Genomic DNA, 24794 nt, shown 5'->3' with positions numbered 1-24794 from the left:
CCGCCATGCCCGTGACCACGGCGCGCGTCATCGCCGACCTGCCCTTCGTGGCCGCCCAGGCGCACGACGACCGGGTGGCGTGGCGCCACCCGCGGGACGGGCAGTGGCACGACCTGACGTTCACCGACGTCGCCGAGTGGGTCATGGAGCTGGCGTCCGGGCTGGTGCACCTGGGCGTCGAGCCGGGCGACCGGGTGTGCGTGCTGGCGGACACCAGGGTCGAGTGGTCGGCGGTGGAGCTGGCGGTGCTCGCGGCGGGCGGCATCGTGGTGCCGATCTACCCGTCGAGCGCGGCGGAGGAGTGCGCGTGGATCATCGGCGACTCGGGCGCGGTGCTCGTGGTCGCGGAGGACGACGCGCAGCGGGACAAGGTCGAGTCGATCCGCTCGCGGGTGCCCGCGCTGCGGGACGTGGTCGTGATCGAGGGCGGCGGGCTGGACGAGCTGCGGTCCCAGGGGCGCACGTCGCCGTTGCCGGGCGAGCTGGACGACCGCCGGGCCGCGATCGACCCCGACGACCCGACCGTGATCATCTACACCTCGGGCACCACGGGGCCGCCCAAGGGCTGCGTGCTGACCAACCGGAACTGGCTGACCATGTGCCGGCTCAGCGAGGAGCTGTCGTACGTCCTGCCGGACGACGTGGCGTACCTGTTCCTGCCGCTGGCGCACGTGTTCGCGCAGATCGTGCACCTGGGCGCGCTCTACACCGGCCACACGGTCGCGTTCTACGGCGGCGACACGTCGAAGGTGGTGGCGGAGCTGGCGCAGGTGCGGCCGACGTTCCTGCCGTCCGTGCCCCGGATCTTCGAGAAGATCTACACCGCCGCCACGGCCGGCGTGCCGGAGGAGCAGCTGCGGCAGGCCGTGCAGGTGGGCCTGGCGGTGCGCAGGTCGCAGGCCGCGGGCCGGCCGCTGACGCCCGGGCTGTCGGCCGCGTTCGACCGGGTGGATCCGGTGTTCGCCAAGGTCCGGGCGATCTTCGGCGGCCGGCTGCGGCAGGCGTTGTCCGGCGCGGCGCCCATCTCGGTGGAGGTGCTGGAGTTCTTCACCGCCGCCGGGGTGCCCGTGCTGGAGGGCTACGGCATGAGCGAGTCGACGGGCGTCGGCACGGTGAACACGGTGGCGCGGCACAAGCTCGGCTCGGTCGGCACGTTCGGGATGGCGGGCCTGCAGCTCAAGGTGGCCGAGGACGGCGAGCTGCTGATGCAGGGGCCGCACGTGTTCGCGGGCTACTGGAACAACCCCGCCGCGACCGCCGAGGTGCTGACCGACGGCTGGCTGCACACGGGCGACCTGGGCGAGGTCGACGACGACGGCTTCGTGACGATCACGGGCCGCAAGAAGGACATCATCATCACCGCCGGCGGCAAGAACATCGCGCCCGCGAACGTCGAGAACCAGCTCCGCCAGTCGCGCTGGATCTCGCACGCCGTGGTGTACGGCGACCTCAAGCCGTACCTGGTCGCGTTGATCACCCTGGACGGGGACGAGATCGTGCCGTGGGCGAAGGCTCGGGGCCTGCCGACCGACCTGCCCGCCCTGGCCCGCACGCCCGAGGTGCGGGCTCTGGTGCAGGAGGTGGTGGACGAGGCGAACTCCCACTTCGCCCCGGTCTCGCAGATCAAGCGCTTCACCGTCCTGGACCGCGACCTGAGCCAGGACGACGGGGAGCTGACCCCGACGTTGAAGGTCAAGCGGAAGGTCGTGCACTCCGCCCACGCCGCCCTCTACGACGGGCTGTACCGCTGACCGGAGTTGCAAAGAGGGCTTTGCAACGATAGCTTTGCAGCATGGTGGCACCGCGCGAGATCTCCGACGTCGACGAGCTGCGCACGCTCGCGCACCCGCTGCGCCAACGCATCCTGCGCCACCTCGGGCAGCACGGTCCGGCGACGGCCAGCACCCTCGGCAAGGCGCTGGGCGAGAGCAGCGGCGCCACCAGCTACCACCTCCGGATGTTGGCGAAGCACGCGTTCGTGGAGGAAGTGCCCGAGCGCGCACGCGGCCGTGAACGGTGGTGGCGGGCGCCCGTGCAGGACCTGCGCGGGCCCCGGGCGCCGGAGGACCCGGAAGTGCGGACCCTCGTCGACCAGCTCCGGCAGCTCAAGCTGGCCGCCGACGAGGAGCTGTTCGCCGAGTTCCTGGCCAAGCGGTCGGAGCTGGGCGAGTGGTCGGACGCGCTGCCCTACTCGCGCGGCTCGGTGCGGGTGACGCTGCCCGAGCTGCACGAGTTCTTCGACGAGTACATGGCGCTGCTCAAGCGCTACCAACGACCGGTGGACGAGACACCCGCGGGCGCACGGCACGTCGCCGTGCGCTTCTTCGCGTTCCCCGTCCCCGGCCCCGCGGACCGCCCCTGACCGAAGGGGAACCCGGGCCGTCGAGCTGGCACTCGACGACCCGGGCGGGCGGAAGCCGCAGCACCACGCCGAATCCGGCGTGTTCCTCGTACGTGCGAACCTCCTCGGGAAGGAGAGCACCCGTGCTCCCCGAACGCAACTCGCGACTTCGTCGCGCCCTCGTCCGGCTGCTCGCGGCACTGGCCGTCGGACTGGTCCTCGCGCCACCCGCGCACGCGGACCCGGCCGGGCTGGTCGAGCGGGACGTCACCTTCACCAGCGGCGACCTGACGCTGCACGGCACCGTGATCGCCCCGGACACGGCCGGCCGGCACCCGGCCATGGTGATGGTCCACGGCTCCGGCCGGGCCTCGCGCGACGGCTACCGCCAGGAGGCGGAGGCCTTCGCCCGGTCCGGCATCGTCACGTTGATCTACGACAAGCGGCCGAAGCGGTCCAAGTCCGACGTCGACTTCGAGCTGCTGGCCGACGACGCCCTGGCCGCGCTGCGCGCGCTGACGACCCACCCCGGCGTCGACCCGGCCCGGACCGGCCTGTGGGGCGTCAGCGAGGGCGGCTGGGTGGCGCCGCTGGCCGCGGCCGGCTCGCCCGACGTCGCCTTCGTGGTCACGGTCGGCGCACCCGGCGTGGCGCCCGAGCGGCAGCAGTCCTGGAACCTCGCCAACCGGCTCGCCGCCGCCGGCGTGTCCGGGTCCCTGGTCGACACGGTCACCCGCACGACGCTCGGCCTGCTCGTCGGCGCGGACCTGTTCCCCGAGTCCGGCTACGACCCGGCGCCGGTGCTGGCCCGGCTCACCCAACCGGTGCTCGGCCTGTGGGGTGACCTCGACCGGGTGATCCCCGGCGCGGAGAGCCTGCGCGTGTTCCAGGAGTCGCTCGACCGGGCCGGCAACCGCGAGCACACGCTGCGGGCGGTGCCCGGCGCCGACCACACGATGCGCCGGTCACCGGACGGGTTCCAGCGCGGCGACGAGATCTCCCCGGACTACCTGGCGCAGGTCGCCGCCTGGGTGACCGCCACCGGACCGCGCGCCGTCGACGTCGGCCCGCCGTCCCGGCAGGAGCGGCAGAGCACGCCGGTCGAGCCCGGGTCGCCGGCGGTGCAGCTCGTCGCGGCCGCGCTGCTGCTGGTGGCGTTCGCCGGGTACGGGCTGAGCGCGGCGGTCCGGCGGCACCGGAGCGCGCCGCCCGTGCGCCGGCCGGCGCGCCTGCTCGCCACGACCGGCCTGCTGAGCGTCCTCGGCCTGGTCGGCTACCTCGGCCACCTCGCGTCCGACGGGGCGAAGAGCCTCGGCGCGGTGGTGCTCGGCCGGCCGCTGCCGTGGCTCGCGCTCCAGGCCTTGGCGGTGGCGGTGGTGGTGGCGGCGGTCGTCACGGCGGTGCGGGCGTGGCAGGTCAGGACCGACCTCGCCGCGGGGCACCGGGTGCGGCTGGGCCTGCTGCTGGCCGGTGGCGTGCTGTTCGTGCCCTGGGCCGTGCACTGGGGTCTGCTGCTGCCGTGACCGTCATCGGCTCAGGGCGGTCTCCCGCGTCACGTGCGACAGCTTCTCCGGGTTGCGCACGAAGTACAGCCCGGTGACGAGACCGCCCTCGAGCCGTGCCGCCACCACGCCGTCCAGCTCGCCGTCGAGCCGCAGCACCAGCGCCGGGCCGCCGTTGGCCTGCACGGGTTCGACCGTGGTCCGGGCGCCGACGACGTCCCAGCGGGCGGCCAGGAAGCGGGCCACCTTGTCGGCGCCGACGACGGGCTTGCGCGCGGCCTGCTTGAACCCGCCGGCGTCGCTGAGGACGACCACGTCCGGCGCGAGCACGTCGAGCAGCCCTTGGAGGTCGCCGGTCTCGACCGCCCGCCGGAAGGCCGAGAGCGCGGCCCGCGTCTCGTCCGGCGACGTGGCGCCGCGCGGCCGGCGGTCGGCGACGTGGGCCCTGGCCCGGTGCGCGATCTGGCGCACCGCGGCCGGGGTCTTGTCGACGGCCTCGGCGATCTCGTCATAGCCGACGGCGAACACGTCGCGCAGCACGAACACGGCCCGCTCGGTCGGCGCGAGCGTCTCCAGCACCAGCAGCACCGCCATCGAGACGCTGTCGGCCAGCTCGACGTCCTCGGCCACGTCCGGTGTGGTCAGCAGCGGCTCGGGCAACCAGGGGCCGACGTAGGACTCCTTGCGCCTGGCGAGCGAGCGCAGCCGGGTGAGCGCCTGGCGGGTGACGATCCGGACCAGGTACGCCCGCTGGTCGCGCACGGTGCCGAGGTCGACGCCCGTCCACCGCAGCCAGGTCTCCTGCACGACGTCCTCGGCGTCGGCGGCCGAGCCGAGCATCTGGTAGGCCACGGTGAACAGCAGGTTGCGGTGGGCGACGAACGCCTCGGTCGCGGGACGCGTCCGCGCCGTGCCGCCCATCGGGTCGCTCCCGTCTCCGCGTCGCCTGCCCGACGCCGTGTGACGCGCGTCATGGGACCGGTCTGTCACAGGGCTCGGCACGCCGGCGTCTCGTGGTCGACAAGCCACTCGACCAGGAGGAACACCGTGGACCTCGCACTGTGGATCATCACGGGCGTGCTCGCCGCCGCCTACTTCTTCGGCGGCGCCGGCAAGCTCGTCCTGCCCAAGCAGAAGATAGCCGCCGCCGGTCCCAGCGCGGCGTGGACCGAGGACTGGAGCGCGGGCGCCATCAAGGCGATCGGCGCGCTGGAGGTGCTGGGCGCGGTGGGCCTGGTCCTGCCCGCGGTGCTGGGCATCGCGCCGGCGCTGGTGCCGGTGGCCGCCACCGGCCTGGTGGTCGTCATGGTGGGCGCGACGGTCGTCCGCGTCCGGCGCCGGGAATCGAAGCTGGTCGTGGTGGACCTGGTCTACCTGGCCCTGCTGGCCTTCGTGGTGTGGGGCCGCCTCGTCGCCGAGCCCCTCACCGGCTGACTAGGCGGGGTCCTTCACCCGGGTCACCAACTGGGTCGGGTTGACGAACCGCAGGGCGATCACCAGGAGGACGAGCATGGACGCGGTGTAGATGACGGCCATCGCGTCCACCGTCTGCTGCGCCCGGATGCCCGCGGCGGACACCGAGTAGAACAGCGACACCACCAGCGTCTGGCTGTCCGGGCCGGCGGTGAGGAACGTCAGCTCGAACATGCCCACGGTCCGCACCAGCACCAGGATCGACGCGGCCAGGACGCCCGGCAGCAGCAACGGCGCCAGGACCCGCAGGAACACCGCGGACGTGCGCGCGCCGCACATGCGGGCGGCGGCCTCCAGCCTGGTGTCGATCTGCTCGATGAACGGCGTCATGGTCAGCACCACGAACGGCACGGACGGCACCAGGTTCGCCACGATGACACCGGTCGTGCTCCCGGCCAGGTGGAACTTGTAGAGCACGGTCGCCAGCGGGATGCCGTACGTCATCGGCGGCATCAGGATCGGCAGCAGGAACAGCAGGCTCAGCAGCTTCTTGCCGGGGAAGTCCCGCCGGGCCAGCGCGTACGCGGTGGGCACGCCGATCAGCACCGAGACCACGACCACGGCCACCGACACCTGCGACGTCACCACGAGCACGTCGAACAGGCCGTACTCGCGCCACGCCTCGGCGTACCAGGCCGTGGTGAACCCGGCCGGCCACCACGTGCCGAACCACCGCACGCTGAACGAGTTCACCAGCACCGCGCCGACCACGCCGAGCAGGTTCACCGCGAAGAACGCCAGCGCGCCCCACGTCAACCAGGCCGCGGGCCTCATCCCTTGCCTCCCGTCGCACCCCGGTACAGGGTGGAGCGCCAGAGCAGCACCAGGCCGATGACCAGCAGCATCACCACCGCCATGATCATCGCCACGGCGGAGCCCATCGAGTAGTCGAAGTCGCGGAACGCGGTGTTGTAGGCGGCGATGGAGATGACGTGGGTGGACCCCTGCGGGTCGCCGACCATCACCGCCGACGGGAACACCGAGAACGCCAGCACGAACGACAGGCAGAACGTCACCGCGAGCCCCGGCGCCAGCAACGGCATGGTGATGTGCCGGAACCGCTGCCGCGGCGTCGCGCCCAGGGTGGCCGCCGCCCGCTCCAACGACGGGTCGATGCCCGACAGGTACGACAGGGTGAGCAGGAACGCGAACGGGAACCCGGTGATGACCAGCGAGAACAGCACGCCCCAGTAGCCGTGCACCAGCCGCACCGGCTCGTCCAGCACGCCGACGCCGGTCAGGACCTTGTTGAACCAGCCGACCGGGCTCAGGTACTGCAGCAGCCCTTCCGCGGTGAGCACGGTGCCGAGCGTGATCGGCACCACGAGCAGCGTCGTGATCAGCCGCTTGCCGCGGAAGCGCCCCCGCATCCGGTAGGCGATCGGGACGGACGCCAGCACGTTGACCAGCGCGGCGGGCAGCCCGAGCCGGAGCGTGATCCAGATCGTGTCGCGCAGGTACGCGTCGGTGAAGAACCGCTCGTAGTTGGCCAGCGGCCCGCCCCGCTCCGGCTGGAACGACAGCTGCAACCCGTACAGGAACGGGTAGAGGAACAGCAGCGCCACGAACACCGCGCCCGGCACGAGGAGCAGCAGCACCCGGTCCACGCCGCGCTCGGCGAGCCGGTGCCGCAGGGCCGCCGCGCTCATGCCCCGAACACCAGGACCCGCTCGACCGGCACCCGCAGCCGCACCACGTCGCCCGGCGCGAGCCTGCTGGTGGTGCGCAGGTGCAACGGCTGCCCGTCCGGCAACCGCGCCTCCACGGCCTGCTCCCGCCCGTGGTACTCGACGATCTCGGCCTCGACCCGCAGCACGTTGTCCGCCGCGGCGATGGCCACGGTGAAGTCCTCCGGCCGGATCGCGACCACCGCGCCACCGGCGCCGGGGGTCACGCCGCCGCGGTTCACCCCGGTCAGCGGCACCCCGCCGAGCGACACGGTCGCGTGCTCGCCGGCCACCGACGTCACCGACACCGACAGCAGGTTGCGGTACCCCATGAACCCGGCCACGTACTGGTTGCGCGGGTGCGCGTAGACCTCCTCGGGCGACCCGACCTGCTGCACCGCGCCGTCGCGCAGCACCACGAGCCGGTCGGCCAGCGCCAGCGCCTCCTCCTGGTCGTGCGTGACGTAGACGGTGGTCAGCCCGAGCGACTGGTGCAGCCTGCGGATCTCCGAGCGCATCTCCAGCCGCAGCGAGGCGTCCAGGTTGGACAGTGGCTCGTCCATCAGCACCAGCGGCGGTTCCAGCACGATCGCCCGCGCGATGGCCACCCGCTGCTGCTGCCCGCCGGACAGCTGCGCCGGGTACTTGTCCGCCTGGTCGGTCAGCCGCACCATCCGCAGCGCCTCGTCGACCCGCCGCGCCTGCTCGGCCTTGGCGACCTTGCGCATGGCCAGGCCGAAGGCGATGTTGCGCCGCACGCTCAGGTGCGGGAACAGCGCGTAGTTCTGGAACACCATGCCGAAGCCGCGCTTCTCCGGCGGGAGCTGGTCGATGCGCCTGCCGTCGAGCACGATCCGGCCGCCGGACAGCGGCAGCAGCCCGGCCAGGCAGTTCAACGCGGTCGACTTGCCGCAGCCGGACGGCCCGAGCAGCGCGACGAACTCGCCGCCCCCGATGGTCAGGTCCAAGCCCTGCAAGGCCACGTGCTCGCCGAAGACGCGCCGGACGCCGTCGACGTGCAGCTCGGCGAACCGGTCGCTCATCGGCGCGTCTTCCCGCTGCCGATCTCGCGCTCCCACTTCTGGAACGCCTTCACCTGCGCGGTCGCGGGCAGCGAGGTCTCCTGCGGCGTGTTCTCGATCAGGTCGTCGTACTCGGGCCGCCCGTACCGCTCGATCGCGTCGCGCGACTCCTGCGGCGCCATGTCGAGCGTGACGTCCTCGACCGCGGGCCCGGGGTAGAAGTAGCCCTTGTCGTAGGCCTTCGCCTGCTGCGCCGGCTGCAACATCCACTTGATCAGGGCCAGGTTCGCCGACAGCACGTCCCGCGACACGCCCTTGGGCACGACGGCGTAGTGCGCGTCGGTGACCCAGTGGAAACCTTCCAGCGTGGCGATCCGCATCTCCTCCGGCACGGTGCCGAGCACGCGCGGGTTGATGTCCCAGCCGGTGGTGGTGGCCACGATGTGCGAGGTGCCGTCGGCCAGGTTCTTCATCGTCTCGGTCGTGCCGGACGGGTAGTGGTCCACGTGCTCGCCCAGCTCGGCGAGGTAGGCCCAGGTCTTCTCCCAGCCGTTCTCCGGGTCCTTCGGGTCGGCGTCACCCAAGAGGTAGGGCAGGCCCATCAGGAACGTGCGGCCGGGGCCGGAATTCGCGGGCACGGCGTACTGGAACTTGCCGGGGTTGGCCTTCGCCCAGGCGAGCAGCTCGTCGGTGGTGCGCGGCGGCGCGGCGACCTTGCCCGGGTCGTACTCGAGCAGCGGTCCGGCGGGGTAACAGGTGATCGTGATCCCCTGTCCCTGCGCCAGTTCCTGCATCGCGGCGGCGGAGGGCAGGTAGGCGTCGGACAGCCCGGGGAACCGGTCCTCGTGGTCGGGCAGCACCCGCAGGGCGAGCTTCTGGTCGATCACCGCGGCCAGCCCGTCGGTGCCGGTGAGCACCAGGTGGGTCTGCGACCGGCCCGCGTTCTGCTCGGCCTTGAGCTTGCCGGGCATGTCGGGCGCGGTCGACTTGGTGTAGTTGACCTTGCTGACCACGTCCGGGTTCGCGGTCGCGAACTCCTCGATCATGCCCTGGGTCAGCTGGAGGTTCCCGGCCACGTCCAGCACGTTGAGCTCGACCGGGGCGGACGGCTTGGCCGGCACCGAGGCGTACGTCGGCGCGGCGGGACCGCCGGTGGGCGCGCCGCACGCGGCCGCCACCAGGGCGGCGGGCAGGAGCGCGGCGGACAGGCGGAACCGCGACATCGGGCGCATTCGCTCCCCTTCACCACCTGAGAGGACCACTGGACGAACACCACTGGACGCTGTTCGGGAAAGCCCTTACCGTTTCGGGTGACACCGACGATGACTACACGCGACCGGCTCGGGGGTCAACAGTTGCGCAAGTTCCGCAGACGCAGACCCTGATCGCCCGCCGGCCCGTCCTCGTCGCCCGCCGCCTCGTCCTGCCGCCACCCCACCGCCGCACCAATCCCCTGCCTGGCGGGGGAGTCGTCAACGACTGTGGAGGCATCTGTGGCACCCCGTACCAGGAGCGCCTGGCCGACCTCGCTCGGCGCGCTCGCCACCGCGCTCGCCGTGGTGGCGTCCGCCTTGGTGTCCGCCGCGCCCGCGAGCGCGGCTCCCGTCCTGCTGTCCCAAGGAAAACCGGCCACCGCGTCCACATCGGGCGGTTCGGGTCTCGCGCCCGCGCTGGCGGTGGACGGCAACCCGGCCACCCGCTGGGCCAGCCAGGGCGGCCTCGACCCGTCGTGGTTCCAGGTCGACCTCGGGACCGCGGCGACGATCACGAGGGTCCGGCTCCAGTGGGACCTCTCGTGCGCCCGCGCCTACCGGATCGAGACGTCGTCCGACGCGAGCACGTGGACCAGCGTCTTCGCCACCGCGAACGGCGCCGGCGGCGTGGAGGACCTGGTGGTGGCCGGGAACGGCCGCTACGTCCGCATGCACGGCACCACGCGCTGCCGCACCGCGCCCTACAACAGCTACTCGTTGCAGGAGTTCCAGGTGTTCGGCGAGACCGGGCGGGTCGACACCGCGCCGCCGTCGCCGCCCGCGAACCTGCGCTCGGCCAACGTCACGCCCACCTCGGTCGACCTGGCCTGGGACCCGGCGACCGACGACGTCGGCGTGACGTCCTACGAGGTCTACCAGCGCGGCCAGTTCGTCAAGTCCGTCACCGGCACGTCGACCACGGTCACCGGCCTGAGCCCCAACGGCTCCTACGTCTACTACGTCAACGCCAAGGACGCCGCCGGCAACATCTCCCAGGCGGGCGACAACCTCGCGGTGACCACCCCGCCCGCGCAGGCCGACACCGAGCGGCCGACCACGCCGACCGGGCTGCGCGTCACCGGCGTCACGGCGAACTCCGTGTCGCTGGCGTGGAACCCGGCCACCGACAACATCGGCGTGACCCGCTACGAGGTCCTCTCCGGCGGCGCGCCGGTGGGCGAGACCACGGGCACGTCGGCCACCATCGGCGGACGCCGCCCGAACACCTCGTACCTGATGAACGTGCGGGCCTACGACGCGGTCGGCAACGTGTCCGACTGGAGCGGCGCGATCACCGCCACCACGTCCTCCGGCGGCGACCAGGTCGGCGCGGTGACGCAGCTCGCCACGGACAACGACGTGCCGTGGGGCCTGGACTTCCTGCCCGACGGGTCGGGCGTCTACTCCCGGCGCGACGCGTTCGACATCGTCAAGCTGTCGCCGTCCGGGGTGAGGACGACCCTGGGCACGGTGCCGAACGTCGTCACGACGAGCGGCGAAGGCGGGCTGCTGGGCATCGAGGTGTCGCCGACCTTCGCGACCGACAACTACCTGTACATCTACCACACCGCCGCGAACGACAACCGGATCGTGCGGATGAAGGTGCAGAATAACGCGCTGGTGCAGTCGTCGTTGCAGGTGCTGCTCACCGGCATCCCCCGCAACCGCTACCACAACGGCGGCCGGCTGCGGTTCGGCCCGGACGGCAAGCTGTACGCGGGCACCGGCGACGGCCAGAACGGGAACTGGGCGCAGGACCTGTCGAACCTGGGCGGCAAGGTGTTGCGGCTCAACGCCGACGGCTCCGCGCCGACCGACAACCCGTTCTACGGCAACGGCGGCAACGCCCGGTACGTGTGGACCTACGGGCACCGCAACGTGCAGGGCCTGGCGTTCGACGGCCAGGGCAGGCTGTGGCAGGCCGAGCTGGGCAACACGATCATGGACGAGCTGAACCTGTCCGAGCGCGGCGGCAACTACGGCTGGCCCTCGTGCGAGGGCACGTCCGGCAGCTGCGCCGGGTACATCGCGCCGAAGCGGACGTGGAGCACGGCCAACGCCTCGCCCAGCGGCATCACCATCGTCAACAACGCCCTGTACGTCGCCACGCTGCGCGGCAGCAGGCTCTACCGGCTGGTCATCAGCGGCACCTCGGTCGGCTCGGAGACGACCCACTTCCAGGGCACGTACGGCCGGCTGCGCACGGTCGAGCCCGCGCCGGACGGCAGCCTGTGGCTGACCACCAGCGACGACCGGGACAGCACGCCGAACAACTCGAACTCCCGGATCCTGAGGGTGCAGCTGAACTGATCGGCCGCGGTCGAGGCGAACGCTCGCGAGGCGGGTGTCGGAGCCGATCCGCGAACGGTTGAACCGAACGCGCCGCGGGTGCGTGTGAGGGGTGCGCCAGCCGTCAGCAGAGGAAGGCACCCGCCGATGAACACCACCAGCCGCCGCACCCGCCCCGTCAGCCCGCCCCGCCGCAACCCGTCCCCGCTCGGGACACGTCCGAGCACGAGCTGAACGAGGAGTGATGCCCGATCCGGTCCTCGAACGCGCGTTGCGCCAGGTCCGCGCCGAGAAGGCGCGCGACCGCAGGCGTCGCGGCGGCGTGGTCGCGGCGGTGTGCGCCGCGCTCGCCGTCGCGGTGCTGGCCGGGGGCGTCCACCTCGGCCGGCACAGCGTGCCCGGGGAACGGGTGCTGGTCGCCACCACGGCCGACGGCGTGCGGATCACCACGACGGTGACGCCCGCCGACGGCTGGGTGCGGTTGCGCGCGGTGGTGGCCGGCGTCGACGCGGGGGAGCGGTGCCGGCTCGTGGTCACCGACGTGCGCGGCCGGCGTTACACGGCGGGCGGCTGGGTCGCCTCCCGGCTCGGCGACACCGCCCTGGCGGGCGCCGCCGTGGTGGACCCGGACGACCTCGCCACCGTCGACGTGGTCACGGAGGACGGTCGCGTCCTGGTCACCTCCGAGTAGCCGGCCCGCCGACCGCCCAGGCGTTCACCCGGCGCTGTCCGAATAAGCTGTCGGACGTGAGGTGGTCGCCCCTGCTGCTGGTGCTCGTGCTGGCGACGGGCTGCGCCGACGGCCGCACCGCGGCCATCGACGAGGTGCCGGTGGCGGTCGAGTCCGCCGCCACCACCCCGGACGCGTCGACCGGCACGTTCCGCGTCGACTGCGGGCGCAACGAACCGCGCCACCTCAACGCCGACAACATGGTCATCGCGCCGGGTCAGCCGGCCGGGGCGCACCACACCCACGAGTACGTCGGCAACCTGAGCACGCACGCGGGCTCCACCGACGACTCGCTCGCCGCCGCCGCGACCACCTGCCCGGCGCAGGACCGGTCCACCTACTACTGGCCGGTGCTGCGGCTGACCGACCGGACCGGGCACGACGCGCACGCGCCCGGCGGCGGCCCGCACGGCAACACCGGCGAGGTGCTGCCACCGGCCAGGGTGGAGATCACGTTCACCGGCAGCCCCGTCAGCCAGGTCGTGCCGATGCCGGGGTTCCTGCGCATGATCACCGGTGACCCGGCGGCGCTGACCAGCGGCCGCGGCCGGGCCCGGTGGAGCTGCGCCGGGTTCGAGGACCGGCACACCGACCGCTACCCGCAGTGCCCGCCGGGCCGGGAGGTGCTGCGCACGTTCGACTTCCCGAGCTGCTGGGACGGCCGCAACACCGACAGCCCGAGCCACCGGGCGCACGCCGAGTTCCCCGGCTCGAACGGGGTGTGCCGGCAGGGCACCTTCCCGATGCCGAAGCTGCGCGTGCGGGTCGCCTACGCCGTGCCGGCCGGGCGGCCGTTCGCCGTCGACAGCTTCCCCGAGCAGGGGCGCGACCCGCGCACCGACCACGCGATGTTCGTCAACGCCATGCCGGCCGGGCTGATGGAGCGCGTCGCGACCTGCCTCAACACCGGCGAGACCTGTTCCTGACGGACTTCTCCCCGCCCGCGGTGAACCGAACCCGCCCGCCGTGCGTGTCGGGGGCGGGAGTTGACGAGAGGAGTGGGTGGATGGCGGCTCTGTGGTCCCGGAAACGGGAGGCCGCGGCCGACGAGGCACTGATCCGATCCCTCTACGAGGAGCACGGTCGGGCGCTGCTCGCGTACGCGACGCGGTTGACCGGCGATCGGGCGGCGGCCGAGGACGTCGTCCAGGAAACCCTCGTGCGCGCTTGGCGGCACCCGGACGCGCTGGTGAACGGCAAGGGCTCGGTCCGGGGTTGGCTGCTCACGGTGGCGCGCAACATCGTCACGGACCGCTTCAGGGCGAAGGCGGCCCGGCCGCGGGAGGTGGCCGAGACGCCGGCGTCGGTCCCGCCGGTGCAGCACGACCACGCGGACTCGGTGGTGGACTCGATGGTGGTGCTCGCAGCCCTGGACCGGCTGTCGCCGGATCACCGCGACGTGCTCCTGGAGATCTACTTCCGCGGCCGGAGCGTGACGGAGGCGGCCGAGGCGTTAGGGGTGCCGCCGGGCACGGTGAAGTCGAGATCCCACTACGCGCTGCGGGCGTTGAGAGAGACGTTCGTCGGGCAGCAGGTCGCGCTGAAGGGGGTGGCCGGATGACCGCGGACCACGATCCGCAACTGCTCGGCGCATACGTGCTGGGCGCGCTCGACGAGCGGGAGGCGCGTGCCGTGGAGGACCACGTGGCGTCCTGCCCGGGGTGCGCGGCCGAGCTGGCCGAGCTGCGGGCGGTGGAGGAGGCCATGGGCGACGTGCCACCCGAGGCGTTGCTCGACGGCCCGCCCGAGGGCGGCGACCTGCTGTTGCGCCGCGCGCTGCGGCAGGTGCGGTCCGAGCGCGGCGGTCGGCTGCGCCGCCGCCGGGTCGGACTGGGCCTGGTCGCGGCGGCCGTCGCCGCGGTCGTGCTCGGCGGTGGTTTCGCCGTCGGCCGGAGCACCGCGCCCGACGTGGGCGCCGTCCAGCAGACGACGACCGTGCCCGCGCCGCCCGCCGGCACCAAGGTCGGGTCGGCCACCGACCCGGACACCGGCGCGCGGATGACCGTGCAGGTCAGGCCGGCCGCCGGGTGGGTCCGGGTGAACGCGTCCGTCGCCGGCGTCGAGCGGGACGAGAAGTGCAGGTTGTTCGTCGTGGCGAAGGACGGCCGGCGGGCGGAGGCGGGCAGCTGGCTCGTCTCGGCGGCCGGTGAGAAGGACGGCACCAACCTCGACGGCTCGGCCCTCATCGCGCCGGAGGACGTCGCGGCGATCGAGGTGCGCAACTTCGACGACGAGCGGATCGTCGTGGTGCCGGTGTAGCGAGGGGTCGGCAGGGCCCCGTGCGCGCGTCGCGCACGGGGCCCTGCCGTGGGGCGGGGTCAGGGTTTGAGCACGACCTTGCCCACGGTGGCGCGGCTCTCCAGCGCGGTGTGCGCCTCGGCGGCCTCGCTGAGCGGGAACGTCGTCGTCAACGGGATGAGGCGGCCCTCGGTCAGCGCGCGCATCGACAGCTCCTCGAGCCCGCGCAGGCTCGTGCCCTTCATCATCCGCGGCCCGACGACGACCGACGCGGTGATGCCGAGGCGGTAGAGGTCTGACGTGTCGATCGCGGTGGGCTCGCCCGCGGACCAGCCGAACAGCAGGATCCGGCCGCCGACGCCGAGCAGTTCGAGGGACCTGCGGCCCGCTTCGCCGCCGACGCCGTCGAGCACGGCGGTGACCCGCCGGCCGATGCCCTCGTCCCAGCCCGGCCTGGTGTAGTCGGCCACCACGTCCGCGCCGAGCCGGCGGACCAGGTCCAGCTTGGCGGTGCTCGCCACGCCGACCACCTCGGCGCCGATCGCCTTGGCCTCCTGCACGAACAACGAGCCCAGCCCGCCGGCGGCCGCGGTCACCAGGACCACGTCGTCGGGCGTGAGCTCGGCGACGCGCAGCACGCCGACGGCGGTGCGGCCGGTGCCGATCATGGCGACGGCCGCGTCGTCGGACACGTGGTCGGGCAGCTCGTGCAGCGAAGCGGCGTTCGCCACGGCCTGCTCCGCGTACCCGCCGCTCGCCTGCCCGAGGTGGGCGACGACCCGCTTGCCCAGCCAGTGCGGCTCGACCCCGCCACCCAGCGCGGTGACGACCCCCGCGACCTCCCGACCCGGCGTCATCGGCAGCGAGGGCAGCGGGAACGGCCCGCCGTGCTCGCCGCGGCGGATCGACGTGTCGAGCAGGTGCACCCCGGCGGCGGACACCGCGATCCGCACCTGCCCGGCGCCCGGCTCCGGGTCCTGGACCCGCTCGTAGCGCAGGTTCTCGGCCGGACCGAACTCGTGCTGAACGATGGCGTGCATCTCGTGATCCCCCTCCGGAAGTCCTGCCCGCCACGCTAGGAGCTCGAGTTAAGTCGAGGTCAAGCGATCATGGCGCGGCCGGGCCGGAAGGGAGGCTCGGCCAATTGGCGAACGTCGTAATTGCTTTGACGAGAGACGTCTGTTCGGAGATAGTCGTACCGACACCGCAGTGGTGTTCGACGAACCACAAAGGGGACCTTCGTGAACAGCAGGGAGACCGAGTGGAACGGCTCCGCGACGTGTACGTCCGGTGACCGGGGCCAGCGCTCCTGACCTGCCCGTACGTCGAATCCGACGATACGGTGCGTGATTATTCGGAAATCGTATCGGCCTATTGGTCGCAATGATCGGCGCGCATTCGGCGTGGCCACGGCGGCCCGACCTTCATGGGGTGGGTCGGGGCGGATAAACCCCGGCACGGCGGGGTGTGTGACTCCTGTCGGGAAAGGGGGGACGGGTTCGTGCGCCCGTCCCCCGCCGCCAGTCGGCCCGAGGTCGGTGGCCGGGCTGTTTGCGGTTCGGACCGGACGGGTAGTCGGTGGGCGTCCGGAGCCCGGTCAGACGGGCTCGTGGTCCTCAGTTGGAGGGCGAGATGACCCACCACTCGACGGTCGGTCGCGTCAAGGTCGCGGGCCTGCAACCCGCCCAGGTGCTGGCAGGCCTGGTCGGCCTGGTCTTCCTCGCCTTGGGTGTGCTGGGCTTCGTGCGCACCGGGTTCGGCGACTTCGCGGGCGACCAGCACGCGATGCTGCTCGGGTTCACGTTGAACCCGCTGCACAACGTCGTCCACCTGGCGTTCGGTGTGCTCGGCCTGCTCATGGCGAGCACGTCCGGCCTGGCCCGACTGTACGGCTGGCTCCTGTTCATCGGCTACGGCGCTGTGTTGCTGTGGGGCCTGGCGCTGGCCGGGGTGTTCTCCAACAACCCCGTGTCCGGCCTCGGCAACCCGCTGGCGCTCAACGTCAACGACAACTGGCTGCACCTCGGCCTCGCCGCCGTCGGTCTGCTGATCGCGGTGCTGCCGGCGCGGCGCAAGATCGTGACCGAGCCCCCGATCGACGCGGTCGGTCCGGAGGAGACGGTCGTGGACCGGACGGCTGCCGACCGGTCGTTCGGGGATCGGCGCGAGGAGCAGGCGCGGTACGAGCGGGAAGCGAGCATTCGCGACCCCAAGGCCGACCCGGTGACGCAGGAGATGCCCACGCAGCGCGTCGACGACGCGCGGCACGGCGTGCGCCGCGACGAGCGGATCGAATCGATGGACCCGACCATGAGCCCGCGGCCGGTCCAGCCGATCGACCCGGCGATCGCGGAGCAGCACAAGTCCCGGTTCAGCCGGTGATGTCGCAGTTCTGACGTCGGAGTCCCGACGTCGCAGTTCTGGCGGAAGAGTCGCGAACGGTGCACGGTCCCGGGTGGACCGTGCACCGTTGTGCGTTGTGGACGGGCGCGGTGAGGCCCGTCGACGGGTCAGGCGGCGCAGTCCAGGCGGTCCGCCTGGTCGTCGTCGAGCTCGATCTCCAGCCGTCTGGTGGTGCCGGGGTGGTCGTACGCCTCACCGAGGGGCTTGTCCCGGTACCTGCCGGAGAGCAGCGCCGAGTACGCCACCCGCGTCACGTCACCCCCGGTCGCCGCGTAGATCGAGCAGCTCGTCGGTCATGTGCACGTGACCGCTCTCGGGCAGCTTCACGCCCGGTCGGGGGCGCAGGTAGCTGTGGCGCTGCTGAACCGCGGTGCAGAGCGGCCGGTCGTTGGCCCGTGACACCGATCGAGCCCGCTCGAACCGCCACGTGGCGTGGTTGCGGGCGCCGATCTCGCGCACCGACCCGGCCTCGACGAGGGACGCGAACCCGCCGAGCGTGTCCTCCAGCGTGACGCTGCGGTCCTCGATGTGGCTGTGGTAGAGGTCGACGTGGTGCGTGCCCAACCGCGCCAGGCTCGCGGCGGCGGCACCGCGGACGGTGTCGCCGGCCAGGCCTTCGGCGTCTCCAGACCGCGGCCGGGAGTCCGCGGACGGGCACCCGCCTTGGTGGCCGGGACGATGTCGTCGCGGTTGCCCCGCGCGGCCGGCCGGCGGCCGACCACCTGCTCGCTCTCGTCGCCCGTGCCGCCGTCCCGGAACGCGTAGTCGTCGGCCGTGTCCACGAACGTGCCGCCCGCCTCGGCGAAGCGGTCCACGATCGCGAACGAGGTCTCCCGGTCCACCCGGGTGCCGAACGGCAGCGTGCCCAGCGCCAGGGCGCTGACCTCCAGTGAACCGATGCGCTGTCGTCTTACGGAGGTCAGCCTGGGTGTTGGAGCGCGGTCCAGGTCGAGTGGCATGCTGGTGGCGATGTCGACTCTGACGAAATGGGCCCCGGCCGTGCTGGCGCTGGTCCTGGTGGCCAGTCCCGGTGTGTGGCGGTACAGCAGGCACGTCATCACCATCGCGCACGAGGCCGGGCACGCCCTCGTCGCGCTGCTCACCGGCCGGCGGCTGGAGGGCATCAAGCTGAACTCGGACACGTCCGGGGTCACCGTGTCGCGCGGCAGGCCGACCGGTTTCGCGGTCGTGCTGATGTACTTCGCGGGGTACGTGACGCCGTCGTTGCTCGGACTGGGCGCGGCGGTGCTGGTGACGTCCGACCAGGTCCGGCCGTTGCTGTGGGCGACGGTGGGGCTGCTCGTCGGCATGCTGATCATGATCCGCAACGCGTTCGGCGTGCTGTCGGTGGTGGTGACCGGGGCGATCATGTTCGCCGTGTCCTGGTACGCGACGGCGGAGTGGCAGGCGGCGTTCGCGCTGTTCGTGACGTGGTTCCTGCTGCTGGGCGGGGTGCGGCCGGTGGGGGAGTTGCAGCGTCGGCGGATGCGGGGACTGGCGCGGCAGTCCGACGCCGACCAGCTGGCCCGGATCACGCGGGTGCCGGGGTTGGTGTGGGTGCTGCTGTTCGTCGTGGTGACGGTGGGGACGTTGGTGGTGGGTGGGCGGCTGTTGCTGCCGTTGTGAGTGCGAGAGGTGGTTGGGCGGTGGCGGGTTCGTCGTGGTGAGGGCCGAGTAGGGCGGTGGGGGGCGGGTACTCCTTTGTTTTCCGGGGAGGACGCCATGGCCGACACCGTTGCCGACTTCGTGCTGCGCCGCCTGCGTGACTGGGGTGTCGAGCACGTGTTCGCCTACCCGGGTGATGGCATCAACGGGCTGGTCTCGGCCTTCGGGCGCAGCGGGGACCGGCCCCGGTTCATCCAGTCGCGGCACGAGGAGATGTCCGCCCTGGCGGCCGTCGGGTACGCGAAGTTCGGCGGGCGGGTCGGGGTGTGCATGGCGACGTCCGGGCCGGGGGCGATCCACCTGCTCAACGGGCTGTACGACGCCAAGCTCGACCACGTGCCGGTGGTGGCGATCGTCGGGCAGACGGCGCGCACCGCGATCGGCGGCAGCTACCAGCAGGAAGTGGACCTGCACTCGTTGTTCAAGGACGTCGCGTCCGAGTACCTGGTCGACGTGACCGTGCCGGAGCAGCTGCCCAACGCGCTGGACCGGGCCATCCGGACCGCCGAGGCGCAGCGGGCGCCCACGGCGTTGATCATTCCGGCCGACGTGCAGGAGCTGGCGTACTCGCCGCCCGAGCACGCGTTCAAGCACGTGCCGTCGAGCGCTCCCAGCCGCGGGTGGTCGACGGCGGTGCCCTCCTCGGACGACGTCGAGCGGGCGGTGGAGGTGCTGAACGCCGGCAAGCGCGTGGCGGTGCTCGTGGGGCAGGGTGCGCGCGGGGCCGGTGACGAGGTGCGCCAGGTGGCCGAGGTGCTGGGCGCGGGGGTGGCGAAGGCGTTGTTGGGCAAGGACGTGCTGCCCGACGACGAGCCGTGGGTGACCGGGTCGATCGGGTTGCTGGGCACGAAGCCCAGCTACGAGCTGATGCGGGACTGCGACACGTTGCTGATCGTCGGGTCGAGCTTCCCGTACTCCCAGTTCCTGCCGGAGTTCGGCAAGGCGCGGGCGGTGCAGGTGGACGTCGACGGGCGGTTCATCGGGATGCGCTACCCGACCGAGGTGAACCTCGTCGGCGACGCGGGGGCGTCGTTGCGGGCGATGCTCCCGTTGCTGCGCCGCCAGGAGGACCGGTCCTGGCGGGAGACCGTCGAGGCCAACGTGGCCGAGTGGTGGGGGACGCTGCGGCGGCAGTCCTTCGTGGACGCGGAGCCGGTGAACCCCATGCGGATCATGTGGGAGCTGTCGCCCCGGTTGCCCGAGGACGCGATCGTGACCGCCGACTCGGGGTCCGCGGCCAACTGGTACGCGCGGCTGGTGCGGTTGCGCGGGCGGATGAGGGGATCGTTGTCGGGCACGTTGGCGACCATGGGCGCGGGGGTGCCGTACGCGATCGGCGCGAAGTTCGCCCACCCGGAACGGCCGGTGGTGGCGCTGGTCGGCGACGGCGCGATGCAGATGAACGGGTTGGCCGAGCTGATCACCGTCGCCCGCTACCACGAGGAGTGGTCGGACCCGAGGTGCGTGGTGTGCGTCCTGCACAACAACGACCTCAACCAGGTGACGTGGGAGCTGCGGGCGATGGGTGGCGCGCCGAAGTTCGAGGAGTCGCAGGTGCTGCCCGACGTCGACTACGCGGCGTTCGCGCGGTCCGTCGGGTTGGGCGGCGTGGCGGTGTCCGACCCGGCCGACCTGGGTCGGGCGTGGGAGGAGGCGCTGACCGCCGACCGTCCCGTGGTGCTGGACGTGCGGTGCGACCCGAACGTGCCGCCGATCCCGCCGCACACGACGTTCGAGCAGGCCAAGGCGACCGCCGAGGCGATGCTCCGCGGCGACCCGGACGCGTGGGACGTGGTCAGGCGCGGGGTGGCGACCAAGGTTCAGGAATTCCTGCGCGGGTAACCGGGGACCATGGTCAGCATCGGTTACTTCCTCTCCAGCGAGGAGCACGGACCGCGTGAGCTGGTGAGGCAGGCGCGGTGGGCGGAGCAGGCGGGGTTCGACAGGTTGTGGATCTCCGACCACTACCACCCGTGGAACCGCGAGCAGGGCAACAGCCCGTTCGTGTGGTCCGTCATCGGGGCGCTGTCGGAGGTCACGTCCCTGCCCATCACGACCGCGGTCACCTGCCCGACGGTGAGGATTCACCCGGCGGTGGTGGCCCAGGCCGCGGCCACGGCCGCCGTGCAGTGCCAGGGCGGGTTCACCCTCGGGGTGGGCACCGGCGAGGCGTTGAACGAGCACATCTTCGGCGACCCGTGGCCGTCCGCGCCGGAACGGCTGGAAATGCTGGAAGAAGCCGTCGAGGTGATGCGGGCGCTGTGGACCGGCGACGAGGTCAGCCACCGCGGCGAGCACTACACGGTCGAGAACGCCCGGCTCTACACGGTGCCGTCGTCGCCCGTTCCCGTGTACGTGTCGGCGTTCGGGCCGAAAGCGGCGGAAGTGGCCGGGCGCATCGGCGACGGCCTGTGCTCCACGATGCCGGACCCGTCGCTGCTGGAGAAGTTCCGCGCCGCCGGCGGCGCGGGCAAACCGACCCAGGGCGGGTTCAAGGTGTGCCACGCGCCGTCCGCCGAGGCGGCCGTGAAGACGGCCCACCGGCTGTGGGCCAACGAGCAGCTGCCCGGCGAGCTGGCCCAGGTCCTGCCGACGCCGCGCCACTTCGAGCAGGCGTCGACGCTGGTCACCGAGGACATGATGGCCTCCGCCCTGCCCGTCGGGCCCGACCCGGGCCCGTACCTGGACCGCGTCCGCGAGTTCGCCGACGCGGGCTACGACGAGGTGTACGTCAGTCAGATCGGCCCGGACCAGGAGCAGTTCTTCTCCTTCTGGGCCGAGTCCGTGGCGCCCGAGCTGGACGGTGCCGCCACCGCGCCGGGAGGAGTGCGATGACCGACCCCAACGAACGCCCGCTGGACGAGATCGAGCAGCTGGACGAGGACGAGCTGGGCGTCGACCCGCTGGAGCGCGGCATCGAGCCGCCCGAGCACTGGAGCGGCGCGGACCGCCACGGCACCACGCCGCGCGAGCAGCGCGAGGGCGAGACCCTCGACCAGCGGCTCGCGCAGGAAGAACCGGAGTAATCCACCTGCTTCGGTAATCCATCCGATTGAGGCGCACCACGTTTGCCACCGGGGGACCAGCGGGTAAGCCGTGATCAAGCACCGTGACACCGCAAGGGGGTTCATCCGATGACCAGCACCGCGCGCCTGCCCAAGCCCGTCACCGATGTCTGGGACTGGCAGAAGGAAGGGTTGTGCCGAGGCCGTGACAGCGCGGTCTTCTTCCACCCGGACAACGAGCGCGGCTCGGCCCGGGCCGCCCGCGAGGACAAGGCCAAGCAGCTCTGCGCCCGCTGCCCCGTCGTGGACCCGTGCCGCGAGCACGCGCTCGCCGTGCAGGAGCCCTACGGCGTGTGGGGCGGCATGGGCGAGGACGAGAGGCGGCGCGTCATCGCCAACCGCCGCCGCTCCGCCGCCTGATCAGCGCTGTTCGGGCCCGCCCTCAACCCCCCGGTCCCCCCGAAACGCGTAAAGGCCGCCTGACATCGGAGTCAGGCGGCCTTCGTGCGTCACAGCCGTGCGCGCTACTCGGTCAGGCCCTCGCGCAGCTGGCGGAGCGTCTTGGCCAGCAGCCGCGACACGTGCATCTGCGAGATGCCGACCTTCTGCGCGATCTGGGTCTGCGTCATGTTCCCGAAGAACCGCATCACCACGATCTTGCGCTCCCGCTCCGGCAGCTTCTCCAGCAACGGGTGCAGCGCCTCGCGCTGCTCGATCGCCTCCAGCTCCGGGTCCTCCTCGCCGAGCGTGCTGCCCAGCGAGATGGAGCTGTCGTCGGCCACCAGCAGGTCGTCCAGCGACGCGCTGTGGTAGGCGTTGCCCGCCGCCAGCCCCTCGTGGATCTCCTCCCGGCTCAACCCCAGGTGCTGCGCCAGCTCGCTCGGCGTCGGCGCGCGACCCAGCTGCTGCGACAGCCGCGCCGATCCCGCGTTGATCGCCAGGTGCAGCTCCTTGAGCCGCCGCGGCATGCGCACCGACCAGCTGGAGTCCCGGAAGTACTTCCGGACCTCGCCCATGATCGTCGGCACCGCGAACGACAGGAAGTCGCTGCCGCGCTCCGGGTCGAACCGGTCCACGGCGTTGATCAGCCCCACCGTGGCCACCTGCACCAGGTCGTCGTGCGGCTCACCGCGGTGGCCGAACCTCCGGGCGATGTGCTTGGCCACCGGCAGGTGCTCGGTCACCAGCTCGTCGCGCAGCCGCTCCCGCGCCGGGTCGTCCTTGGCGGTCGCGGCGAGCCGGACGAACAGCGGCGCCAGGTGGTCGTAGTCACCCTGGGTGCTGGACCGCGTCGTGCCCCCGTCCGTCCCCGTCACGCATCCACCGTCCCCAACGACCTCTTGACCAGGTCGATGTGCACCTCGAACGCCTCCGCCTGCGGCGCGACCCAGGTCGTCACGGAGTCGACCAGCGCGCTCAGCACCCGCCAGCCGAAGCTGTCCCGGTCCGGTGGCGCCGACCGCTGCGAGCCCACCTTGGTGAACACCTGCACCGAACCGTCCACCACGACGAACTGGGCGCTGAGCACCGCACCCCGGTCGGCCAGCGAGATCAGGGTCGAGCACGCCTCGTCGACCGCCAGCTTCAGGTCCTCGATGGAGTCAAGGTCGAAGTCCTGCCGCATGGCGATGTCCGCCGCCACGGCTCGGACGATCGACAGCTGCGTGGGGTCGGCCGCCATCCGCAACTCGACCCCGGCCAGGGCGTTATCCGACTCACCGCTTCGCGGCTCAGTGTGCGACACGCTCACCTCGTCGTCCGTTCTGTCTCGTTGTGCTGCTGAAGCTATCGGTACCCGAATTGATCGTCGTTCACACGTGTAACCCGCGCGCGGTCCGGGAAGACTGACTGGTGCGACGGGGAGGCCCATTGACCGATCAACTCGCCGACCACCACTGGGGTGTCGAGTTCCCGGCCCAGCCCGGGCAGCTCGCGGTGGTCCGCGCCCGGCTCGACGCCTGGCTGGCTGCCGAAGGACTGACCGAAGACGACCGCTACGACCTGCTCCTCGCGGTCAACGAAGCCGCGAGCAACGCCGTGGAGCACGCCTACGGCCCGGACCAGCACGGCCTCGTCCACATCGAGGCCCACGCCGGACCCGACGGCAGCGTGCGCGTCGTGGTCACCGACCACGGCGGCTGGCGCGTGCCGCCGCCCACCCTGACCGCCCGCGGTCGCGGGCTGCTGCTGATGCGCGAGAACGTCGACGAAGTGCTGGTCGACCGGGGTGCGGGCGGCACCACGGTCACCCTCGTCCTCGCGCCGAGGCACACGTCGCGCGGCACGTTCGTGCCCGCGCCGGTGCCGGCCGATCCGGTCGACGTGACCGCGCGTGACGGCTGGGTGGAGGTGCACGTGCGCGGCGACGTGCCGGCGCACGCCGCGCCCGCCGTCCGCCGCCGCATCCTGACCGCCGCACGCGGCGGGACCGTACCGGTCGTCGTCGACCTGCGCGCGTTGGGCGAGCGCAGCGAAGGCCTGGTCCGCGGCCTGCGGGCGGTCGCCGAGGCGGCCGCGGCGGCGGGCAACCGGGTCGTCGTGCGCGCACCCGAAGACGGCCACGCCCGCCGCGCACTCGTCGCGGCGGGCGTGGACCAAGTCGTCGACCTGGTGCCGCACGTGTAGCCCCGCTCCGTCAACCTCCGCCGCTCAGCGGGACTCGTGGAACTCCAGCGCCTGCTCGACCGACTCGAACACGCTGAACACCCCACCCAGGCCGGTGGCGGCCAGCGGGCGGGTCACGGCGCGCGCCACGGCGACCACGCGGAACTCCGCGTCACGCCGCTTGGCGTGCTGCGACGCTTCCACCAGCACCGCCAGACCGGCGGAGCCGAGGAAGCTGACACCCGACAGGTCCAGCACCAGTGTGCTGCCCGCGTCGAGGTGGCGCAGCGACTCCGCCCGCAGCTGCGGCGCGGTGAGCATGTCGACCTCACCGCTCACGCCGACCACGGTGACGCCTTCGGCCGGGGTGCGCACGGCGAGCCCGAGCTGTCCTGCCCGCGGGCTGTCGACCGCGGCGGACTCGGCTCCGCTCGTCGCCACGACGTCCGGATCCTGAACCGTCACGAGGCACTCCTCTTCAGCTGGAACCGCTGGGTGGGAAGCCCGGACGCACGAAATGTGCGCGCAGCACTCAACAGCAGCGTGGCGGAAACGTTTCCCCGCTAGCCGGACTTCCCGGCGCGGCTGTTGGCTCAACCGCT

Annotated in this window: 27 protein-coding genes and 1 pseudogene; 16 read left to right on the top strand and 12 right to left on the bottom strand. The window is 72.3% G+C overall.

Going from position 1 to position 24794, the window contains the following annotated elements; translation table 11 throughout:
• The first annotated feature begins 5 nt into the window (after positions 1 to 5).
• The 3 genes from IOD16_RS26635 (at position 6) to IOD16_RS26625 (ending at position 3864) form a co-directional block, all read left to right on the top strand.
• Positions 6 to 1751: an AMP-dependent synthetase/ligase gene (locus tag IOD16_RS26635; RefSeq protein WP_201436576.1), complete on the top strand. Its 1746-nt coding sequence runs from the start codon at positions 6 to 8 to the stop codon at positions 1749 to 1751.
• Between the two features lie 41 nt (positions 1752 to 1792).
• Entirely contained in the window at positions 1793 to 2362 is a 570-nt protein-coding gene (locus tag IOD16_RS26630; RefSeq protein ID WP_201436575.1) for an ArsR/SmtB family transcription factor, read from the top strand.
• A 122-nt stretch (positions 2363 to 2484) separates the two neighbouring features.
• Entirely contained in the window at positions 2485 to 3864 is a 1380-nt protein-coding gene (locus IOD16_RS26625; RefSeq protein WP_236594401.1) for an alpha/beta hydrolase family protein, read from the top strand.
• 3 nt (positions 3865 to 3867) lie between these two features.
• Here the strand turns inward: IOD16_RS26625 and IOD16_RS26620 are convergent, their stop codons facing one another.
• Positions 3868 to 4764: an RNA polymerase sigma-70 factor gene (locus IOD16_RS26620; protein WP_201436574.1), complete on the bottom strand. Its 897-nt coding sequence runs from the start codon at positions 4762 to 4764 to the stop codon at positions 3868 to 3870.
• Positions 4765 to 4890: 126 nt separating this feature from the next.
• On the opposite strand from IOD16_RS26620, the gene IOD16_RS26615 reads away from it, so the two are divergent.
• Complete coding sequence (locus tag IOD16_RS26615) at positions 4891 to 5277, top strand: DoxX family protein (RefSeq protein ID WP_201436573.1); 387 nt, start codon at positions 4891 to 4893, stop codon at positions 5275 to 5277.
• Here the strand turns inward: IOD16_RS26615 and IOD16_RS26610 are convergent, their stop codons facing one another.
• The 4 genes from IOD16_RS26610 to IOD16_RS26595 are packed head-to-tail and all read right to left on the bottom strand — an operon-like array spanning position 5278 to position 9228.
• Entirely contained in the window at positions 5278 to 6090 is an 813-nt protein-coding gene (locus IOD16_RS26610) for an ABC transporter permease (protein WP_201436572.1), read from the bottom strand.
• A complete protein-coding gene (locus IOD16_RS26605) occupies positions 6087 to 6965 on the bottom strand; it encodes an ABC transporter permease (protein WP_201436571.1) in 879 nt (292 codons plus the stop codon). Before IOD16_RS26605 ends, IOD16_RS26610 begins: the two co-directional genes overlap by 4 nt.
• Positions 6962 to 8026, bottom strand: coding sequence for an ABC transporter ATP-binding protein (locus tag IOD16_RS26600; RefSeq protein ID WP_201436570.1), 1065 nt, complete (start codon positions 8024 to 8026; stop codon positions 6962 to 6964). The genes IOD16_RS26605 and IOD16_RS26600 overlap by 4 nt, the downstream gene beginning before the upstream one ends.
• Entirely contained in the window at positions 8023 to 9228 is a 1206-nt protein-coding gene (locus IOD16_RS26595; RefSeq protein WP_201436569.1) for an extracellular solute-binding protein, read from the bottom strand. The genes IOD16_RS26600 and IOD16_RS26595 overlap by 4 nt, the downstream gene beginning before the upstream one ends.
• Positions 9229 to 9498: 270 nt before the next feature.
• Here IOD16_RS26595 and IOD16_RS26590 point away from each other — a divergent pair, with 270 nt between their 5' ends.
• The 5 genes from IOD16_RS26590 (at position 9499) to IOD16_RS26570 (ending at position 14536) form a co-directional block, all read left to right on the top strand.
• On the top strand, positions 9499 to 11568 hold the full coding sequence (locus tag IOD16_RS26590; RefSeq protein ID WP_201436568.1) for a PQQ-dependent sugar dehydrogenase: 2070 nt from the start codon (positions 9499 to 9501) through the stop codon (positions 11566 to 11568).
• A gap of 223 nt (positions 11569 to 11791) precedes the next feature.
• On the top strand, positions 11792 to 12238 hold the full coding sequence (locus IOD16_RS26585; protein ID WP_201436567.1) for a hypothetical protein: 447 nt from the start codon (positions 11792 to 11794) through the stop codon (positions 12236 to 12238).
• Between the two features lie 56 nt (positions 12239 to 12294).
• Positions 12295 to 13203: a DUF1996 domain-containing protein gene (locus tag IOD16_RS26580; protein WP_201436566.1), complete on the top strand. Its 909-nt coding sequence runs from the start codon at positions 12295 to 12297 to the stop codon at positions 13201 to 13203.
• Positions 13204 to 13283: 80 nt separating this feature from the next.
• Positions 13284 to 13838 (top strand): sigma-70 family RNA polymerase sigma factor, encoded by a 555-nt coding sequence (locus IOD16_RS26575; RefSeq protein ID WP_201436565.1) that lies wholly within the window; start codon positions 13284 to 13286, stop codon positions 13836 to 13838.
• Positions 13835 to 14536: an anti-sigma factor family protein gene (locus IOD16_RS26570; RefSeq protein ID WP_201436564.1), complete on the top strand. Its 702-nt coding sequence runs from the start codon at positions 13835 to 13837 to the stop codon at positions 14534 to 14536. Before IOD16_RS26575 ends, IOD16_RS26570 begins: the two co-directional genes overlap by 4 nt.
• Positions 14537 to 14595: 59 nt before the next feature.
• Here the strand turns inward: IOD16_RS26570 and IOD16_RS26565 are convergent, their stop codons facing one another.
• A complete protein-coding gene (locus tag IOD16_RS26565; RefSeq protein ID WP_201436563.1) occupies positions 14596 to 15555 on the bottom strand; it encodes a zinc-binding dehydrogenase in 960 nt (319 codons plus the stop codon).
• Between the two features lie 592 nt (positions 15556 to 16147).
• Here IOD16_RS26565 and IOD16_RS26560 point away from each other — a divergent pair.
• Complete coding sequence (locus IOD16_RS26560; protein WP_201436562.1) at positions 16148 to 16897, top strand: DUF4383 domain-containing protein; 750 nt, start codon at positions 16148 to 16150, stop codon at positions 16895 to 16897.
• Positions 16898 to 17025: 128 nt separating this feature from the next.
• Here the strand turns inward: IOD16_RS26560 and IOD16_RS40645 are convergent, their stop codons facing one another.
• From IOD16_RS40645 to IOD16_RS41100, 3 genes and pseudogenes are all read right to left on the bottom strand, one after another.
• Entirely contained in the window at positions 17026 to 17172 is a 147-nt protein-coding gene (locus tag IOD16_RS40645) for a hypothetical protein (protein ID WP_236594400.1), read from the bottom strand.
• Position 17173: 1 nt separating this feature from the next.
• Complete coding sequence (locus IOD16_RS41105) at positions 17174 to 17482, bottom strand: aldo/keto reductase (protein WP_268957642.1); 309 nt, start codon at positions 17480 to 17482, stop codon at positions 17174 to 17176.
• A 140-nt stretch (positions 17483 to 17622) separates the two neighbouring features.
• Positions 17623 to 17877, bottom strand: a pseudogene (locus tag IOD16_RS41100) (aldo/keto reductase); the annotation flags it as partial.
• 10 nt (positions 17878 to 17887) lie between these two features.
• On the opposite strand from IOD16_RS41100, the gene IOD16_RS26550 reads away from it, so the two are divergent.
• From IOD16_RS26550 to IOD16_RS26530, 5 genes are all read left to right on the top strand, one after another.
• Positions 17888 to 18544 carry a M50 family metallopeptidase gene (locus IOD16_RS26550; protein ID WP_201436561.1) on the top strand — a complete coding sequence of 219 codons (657 nt, stop codon included), beginning with the start codon at positions 17888 to 17890 and terminating at the stop codon, positions 18542 to 18544.
• A 96-nt stretch (positions 18545 to 18640) separates the two neighbouring features.
• Complete coding sequence (locus tag IOD16_RS26545; protein WP_201436560.1) at positions 18641 to 20425, top strand: thiamine pyrophosphate-requiring protein; 1785 nt, start codon at positions 18641 to 18643, stop codon at positions 20423 to 20425.
• A gap of 9 nt (positions 20426 to 20434) precedes the next feature.
• Complete coding sequence (locus IOD16_RS26540; protein WP_123746401.1) at positions 20435 to 21418, top strand: TIGR03557 family F420-dependent LLM class oxidoreductase; 984 nt, start codon at positions 20435 to 20437, stop codon at positions 21416 to 21418.
• Positions 21415 to 21609 carry a hypothetical protein gene (locus tag IOD16_RS26535; RefSeq protein WP_123746402.1) on the top strand — a complete coding sequence of 65 codons (195 nt, stop codon included), beginning with the start codon at positions 21415 to 21417 and terminating at the stop codon, positions 21607 to 21609. Before IOD16_RS26540 ends, IOD16_RS26535 begins: the two co-directional genes overlap by 4 nt.
• 108 nt (positions 21610 to 21717) lie before the next feature.
• A complete protein-coding gene (locus IOD16_RS26530) occupies positions 21718 to 22008 on the top strand; it encodes a WhiB family transcriptional regulator (RefSeq protein WP_123746403.1) in 291 nt (96 codons plus the stop codon).
• 104 nt (positions 22009 to 22112) lie between these two features.
• Here the strand turns inward: IOD16_RS26530 and IOD16_RS26525 are convergent, their stop codons facing one another.
• Complete coding sequence (locus IOD16_RS26525; RefSeq protein ID WP_123746404.1) at positions 22113 to 22904, bottom strand: SigB/SigF/SigG family RNA polymerase sigma factor; 792 nt, start codon at positions 22902 to 22904, stop codon at positions 22113 to 22115.
• Entirely contained in the window at positions 22901 to 23332 is a 432-nt protein-coding gene (locus IOD16_RS26520; RefSeq protein ID WP_236594399.1) for an ATP-binding protein, read from the bottom strand. The genes IOD16_RS26525 and IOD16_RS26520 overlap by 4 nt, the downstream gene beginning before the upstream one ends.
• Positions 23333 to 23457: 125 nt before the next feature.
• On the opposite strand from IOD16_RS26520, the gene IOD16_RS26515 reads away from it, so the two are divergent.
• Positions 23458 to 24213, top strand: a complete 756-nt coding sequence (locus tag IOD16_RS26515; protein WP_123746406.1) for an ATP-binding protein — start codon at positions 23458 to 23460, stop codon at positions 24211 to 24213.
• A 24-nt stretch (positions 24214 to 24237) separates the two neighbouring features.
• On the opposite strand, the gene IOD16_RS26510 is transcribed toward IOD16_RS26515, so the two are convergent.
• Entirely contained in the window at positions 24238 to 24657 is a 420-nt protein-coding gene (locus IOD16_RS26510) for an STAS domain-containing protein (RefSeq protein ID WP_201436558.1), read from the bottom strand.
• Between the last annotated feature and the right edge of the window lie 137 nt (positions 24658 to 24794).

It is taken from the genome of Saccharothrix sp. 6-C, from assembly GCF_016695385.1.
Classification (GTDB): domain Bacteria; phylum Actinomycetota; class Actinomycetes; order Mycobacteriales; family Pseudonocardiaceae; genus Actinosynnema; species Actinosynnema texasense.
Note: the sequence above shows the minus strand (reverse complement) of the source record. Positions and strands in the feature narration are given on the sequence as shown.

What these genes read in the sequence shown, in the direction of transcription:
- IOD16_RS26540 (WP_123746401.1), top strand. Translation starts at nt 20,435, where the DNA reads ATGGTCAGCATCGGTTACTTCCTCTCCAGCGAGGAGCACGGACCGCGT.
- IOD16_RS26550 (WP_201436561.1), top strand. Translation starts at nt 17,888, where the DNA reads ATGTCGACTCTGACGAAATGGGCCCCGGCCGTGCTGGCGCTGGTCCTG.
- IOD16_RS26535 (WP_123746402.1), top strand. Translation starts at nt 21,415, where the DNA reads ATGACCGACCCCAACGAACGCCCGCTGGACGAGATCGAGCAGCTGGAC.
- IOD16_RS26620 (WP_201436574.1), bottom strand. Translation starts at nt 4,764, where the DNA reads ATGGGCGGCACGGCGCGGACGCGTCCCGCGACCGAGGCGTTCGTCGCC.
- IOD16_RS26560 (WP_201436562.1), top strand. Translation starts at nt 16,148, where the DNA reads ATGACCCACCACTCGACGGTCGGTCGCGTCAAGGTCGCGGGCCTGCAA.
- IOD16_RS26530 (WP_123746403.1), top strand. Translation starts at nt 21,718, where the DNA reads ATGACCAGCACCGCGCGCCTGCCCAAGCCCGTCACCGATGTCTGGGAC.
- IOD16_RS26605 (WP_201436571.1), bottom strand. Translation starts at nt 6,965, where the DNA reads ATGAGCGCGGCGGCCCTGCGGCACCGGCTCGCCGAGCGCGGCGTGGAC.
- IOD16_RS26595 (WP_201436569.1), bottom strand. Translation starts at nt 9,228, where the DNA reads ATGTCGCGGTTCCGCCTGTCCGCCGCGCTCCTGCCCGCCGCCCTGGTG.
- IOD16_RS26565 (WP_201436563.1), bottom strand. Translation starts at nt 15,555, where the DNA reads ATGCACGCCATCGTTCAGCACGAGTTCGGTCCGGCCGAGAACCTGCGC.
- IOD16_RS26635 (WP_201436576.1), top strand. Translation starts at nt 6, where the DNA reads ATGCCCGTGACCACGGCGCGCGTCATCGCCGACCTGCCCTTCGTGGCC.
- IOD16_RS26575 (WP_201436565.1), top strand. Translation starts at nt 13,284, where the DNA reads ATGGCGGCTCTGTGGTCCCGGAAACGGGAGGCCGCGGCCGACGAGGCA.
- IOD16_RS26630 (WP_201436575.1), top strand. Translation starts at nt 1,793, where the DNA reads ATGGTGGCACCGCGCGAGATCTCCGACGTCGACGAGCTGCGCACGCTC.
- IOD16_RS26570 (WP_201436564.1), top strand. Translation starts at nt 13,835, where the DNA reads ATGACCGCGGACCACGATCCGCAACTGCTCGGCGCATACGTGCTGGGC.
- IOD16_RS26585 (WP_201436567.1), top strand. Translation starts at nt 11,792, where the DNA reads ATGCCCGATCCGGTCCTCGAACGCGCGTTGCGCCAGGTCCGCGCCGAG.
- IOD16_RS26545 (WP_201436560.1), top strand. Translation starts at nt 18,641, where the DNA reads ATGGCCGACACCGTTGCCGACTTCGTGCTGCGCCGCCTGCGTGACTGG.
- IOD16_RS26600 (WP_201436570.1), bottom strand. Translation starts at nt 8,026, where the DNA reads ATGAGCGACCGGTTCGCCGAGCTGCACGTCGACGGCGTCCGGCGCGTC.
- IOD16_RS26610 (WP_201436572.1), bottom strand. Translation starts at nt 6,090, where the DNA reads ATGAGGCCCGCGGCCTGGTTGACGTGGGGCGCGCTGGCGTTCTTCGCG.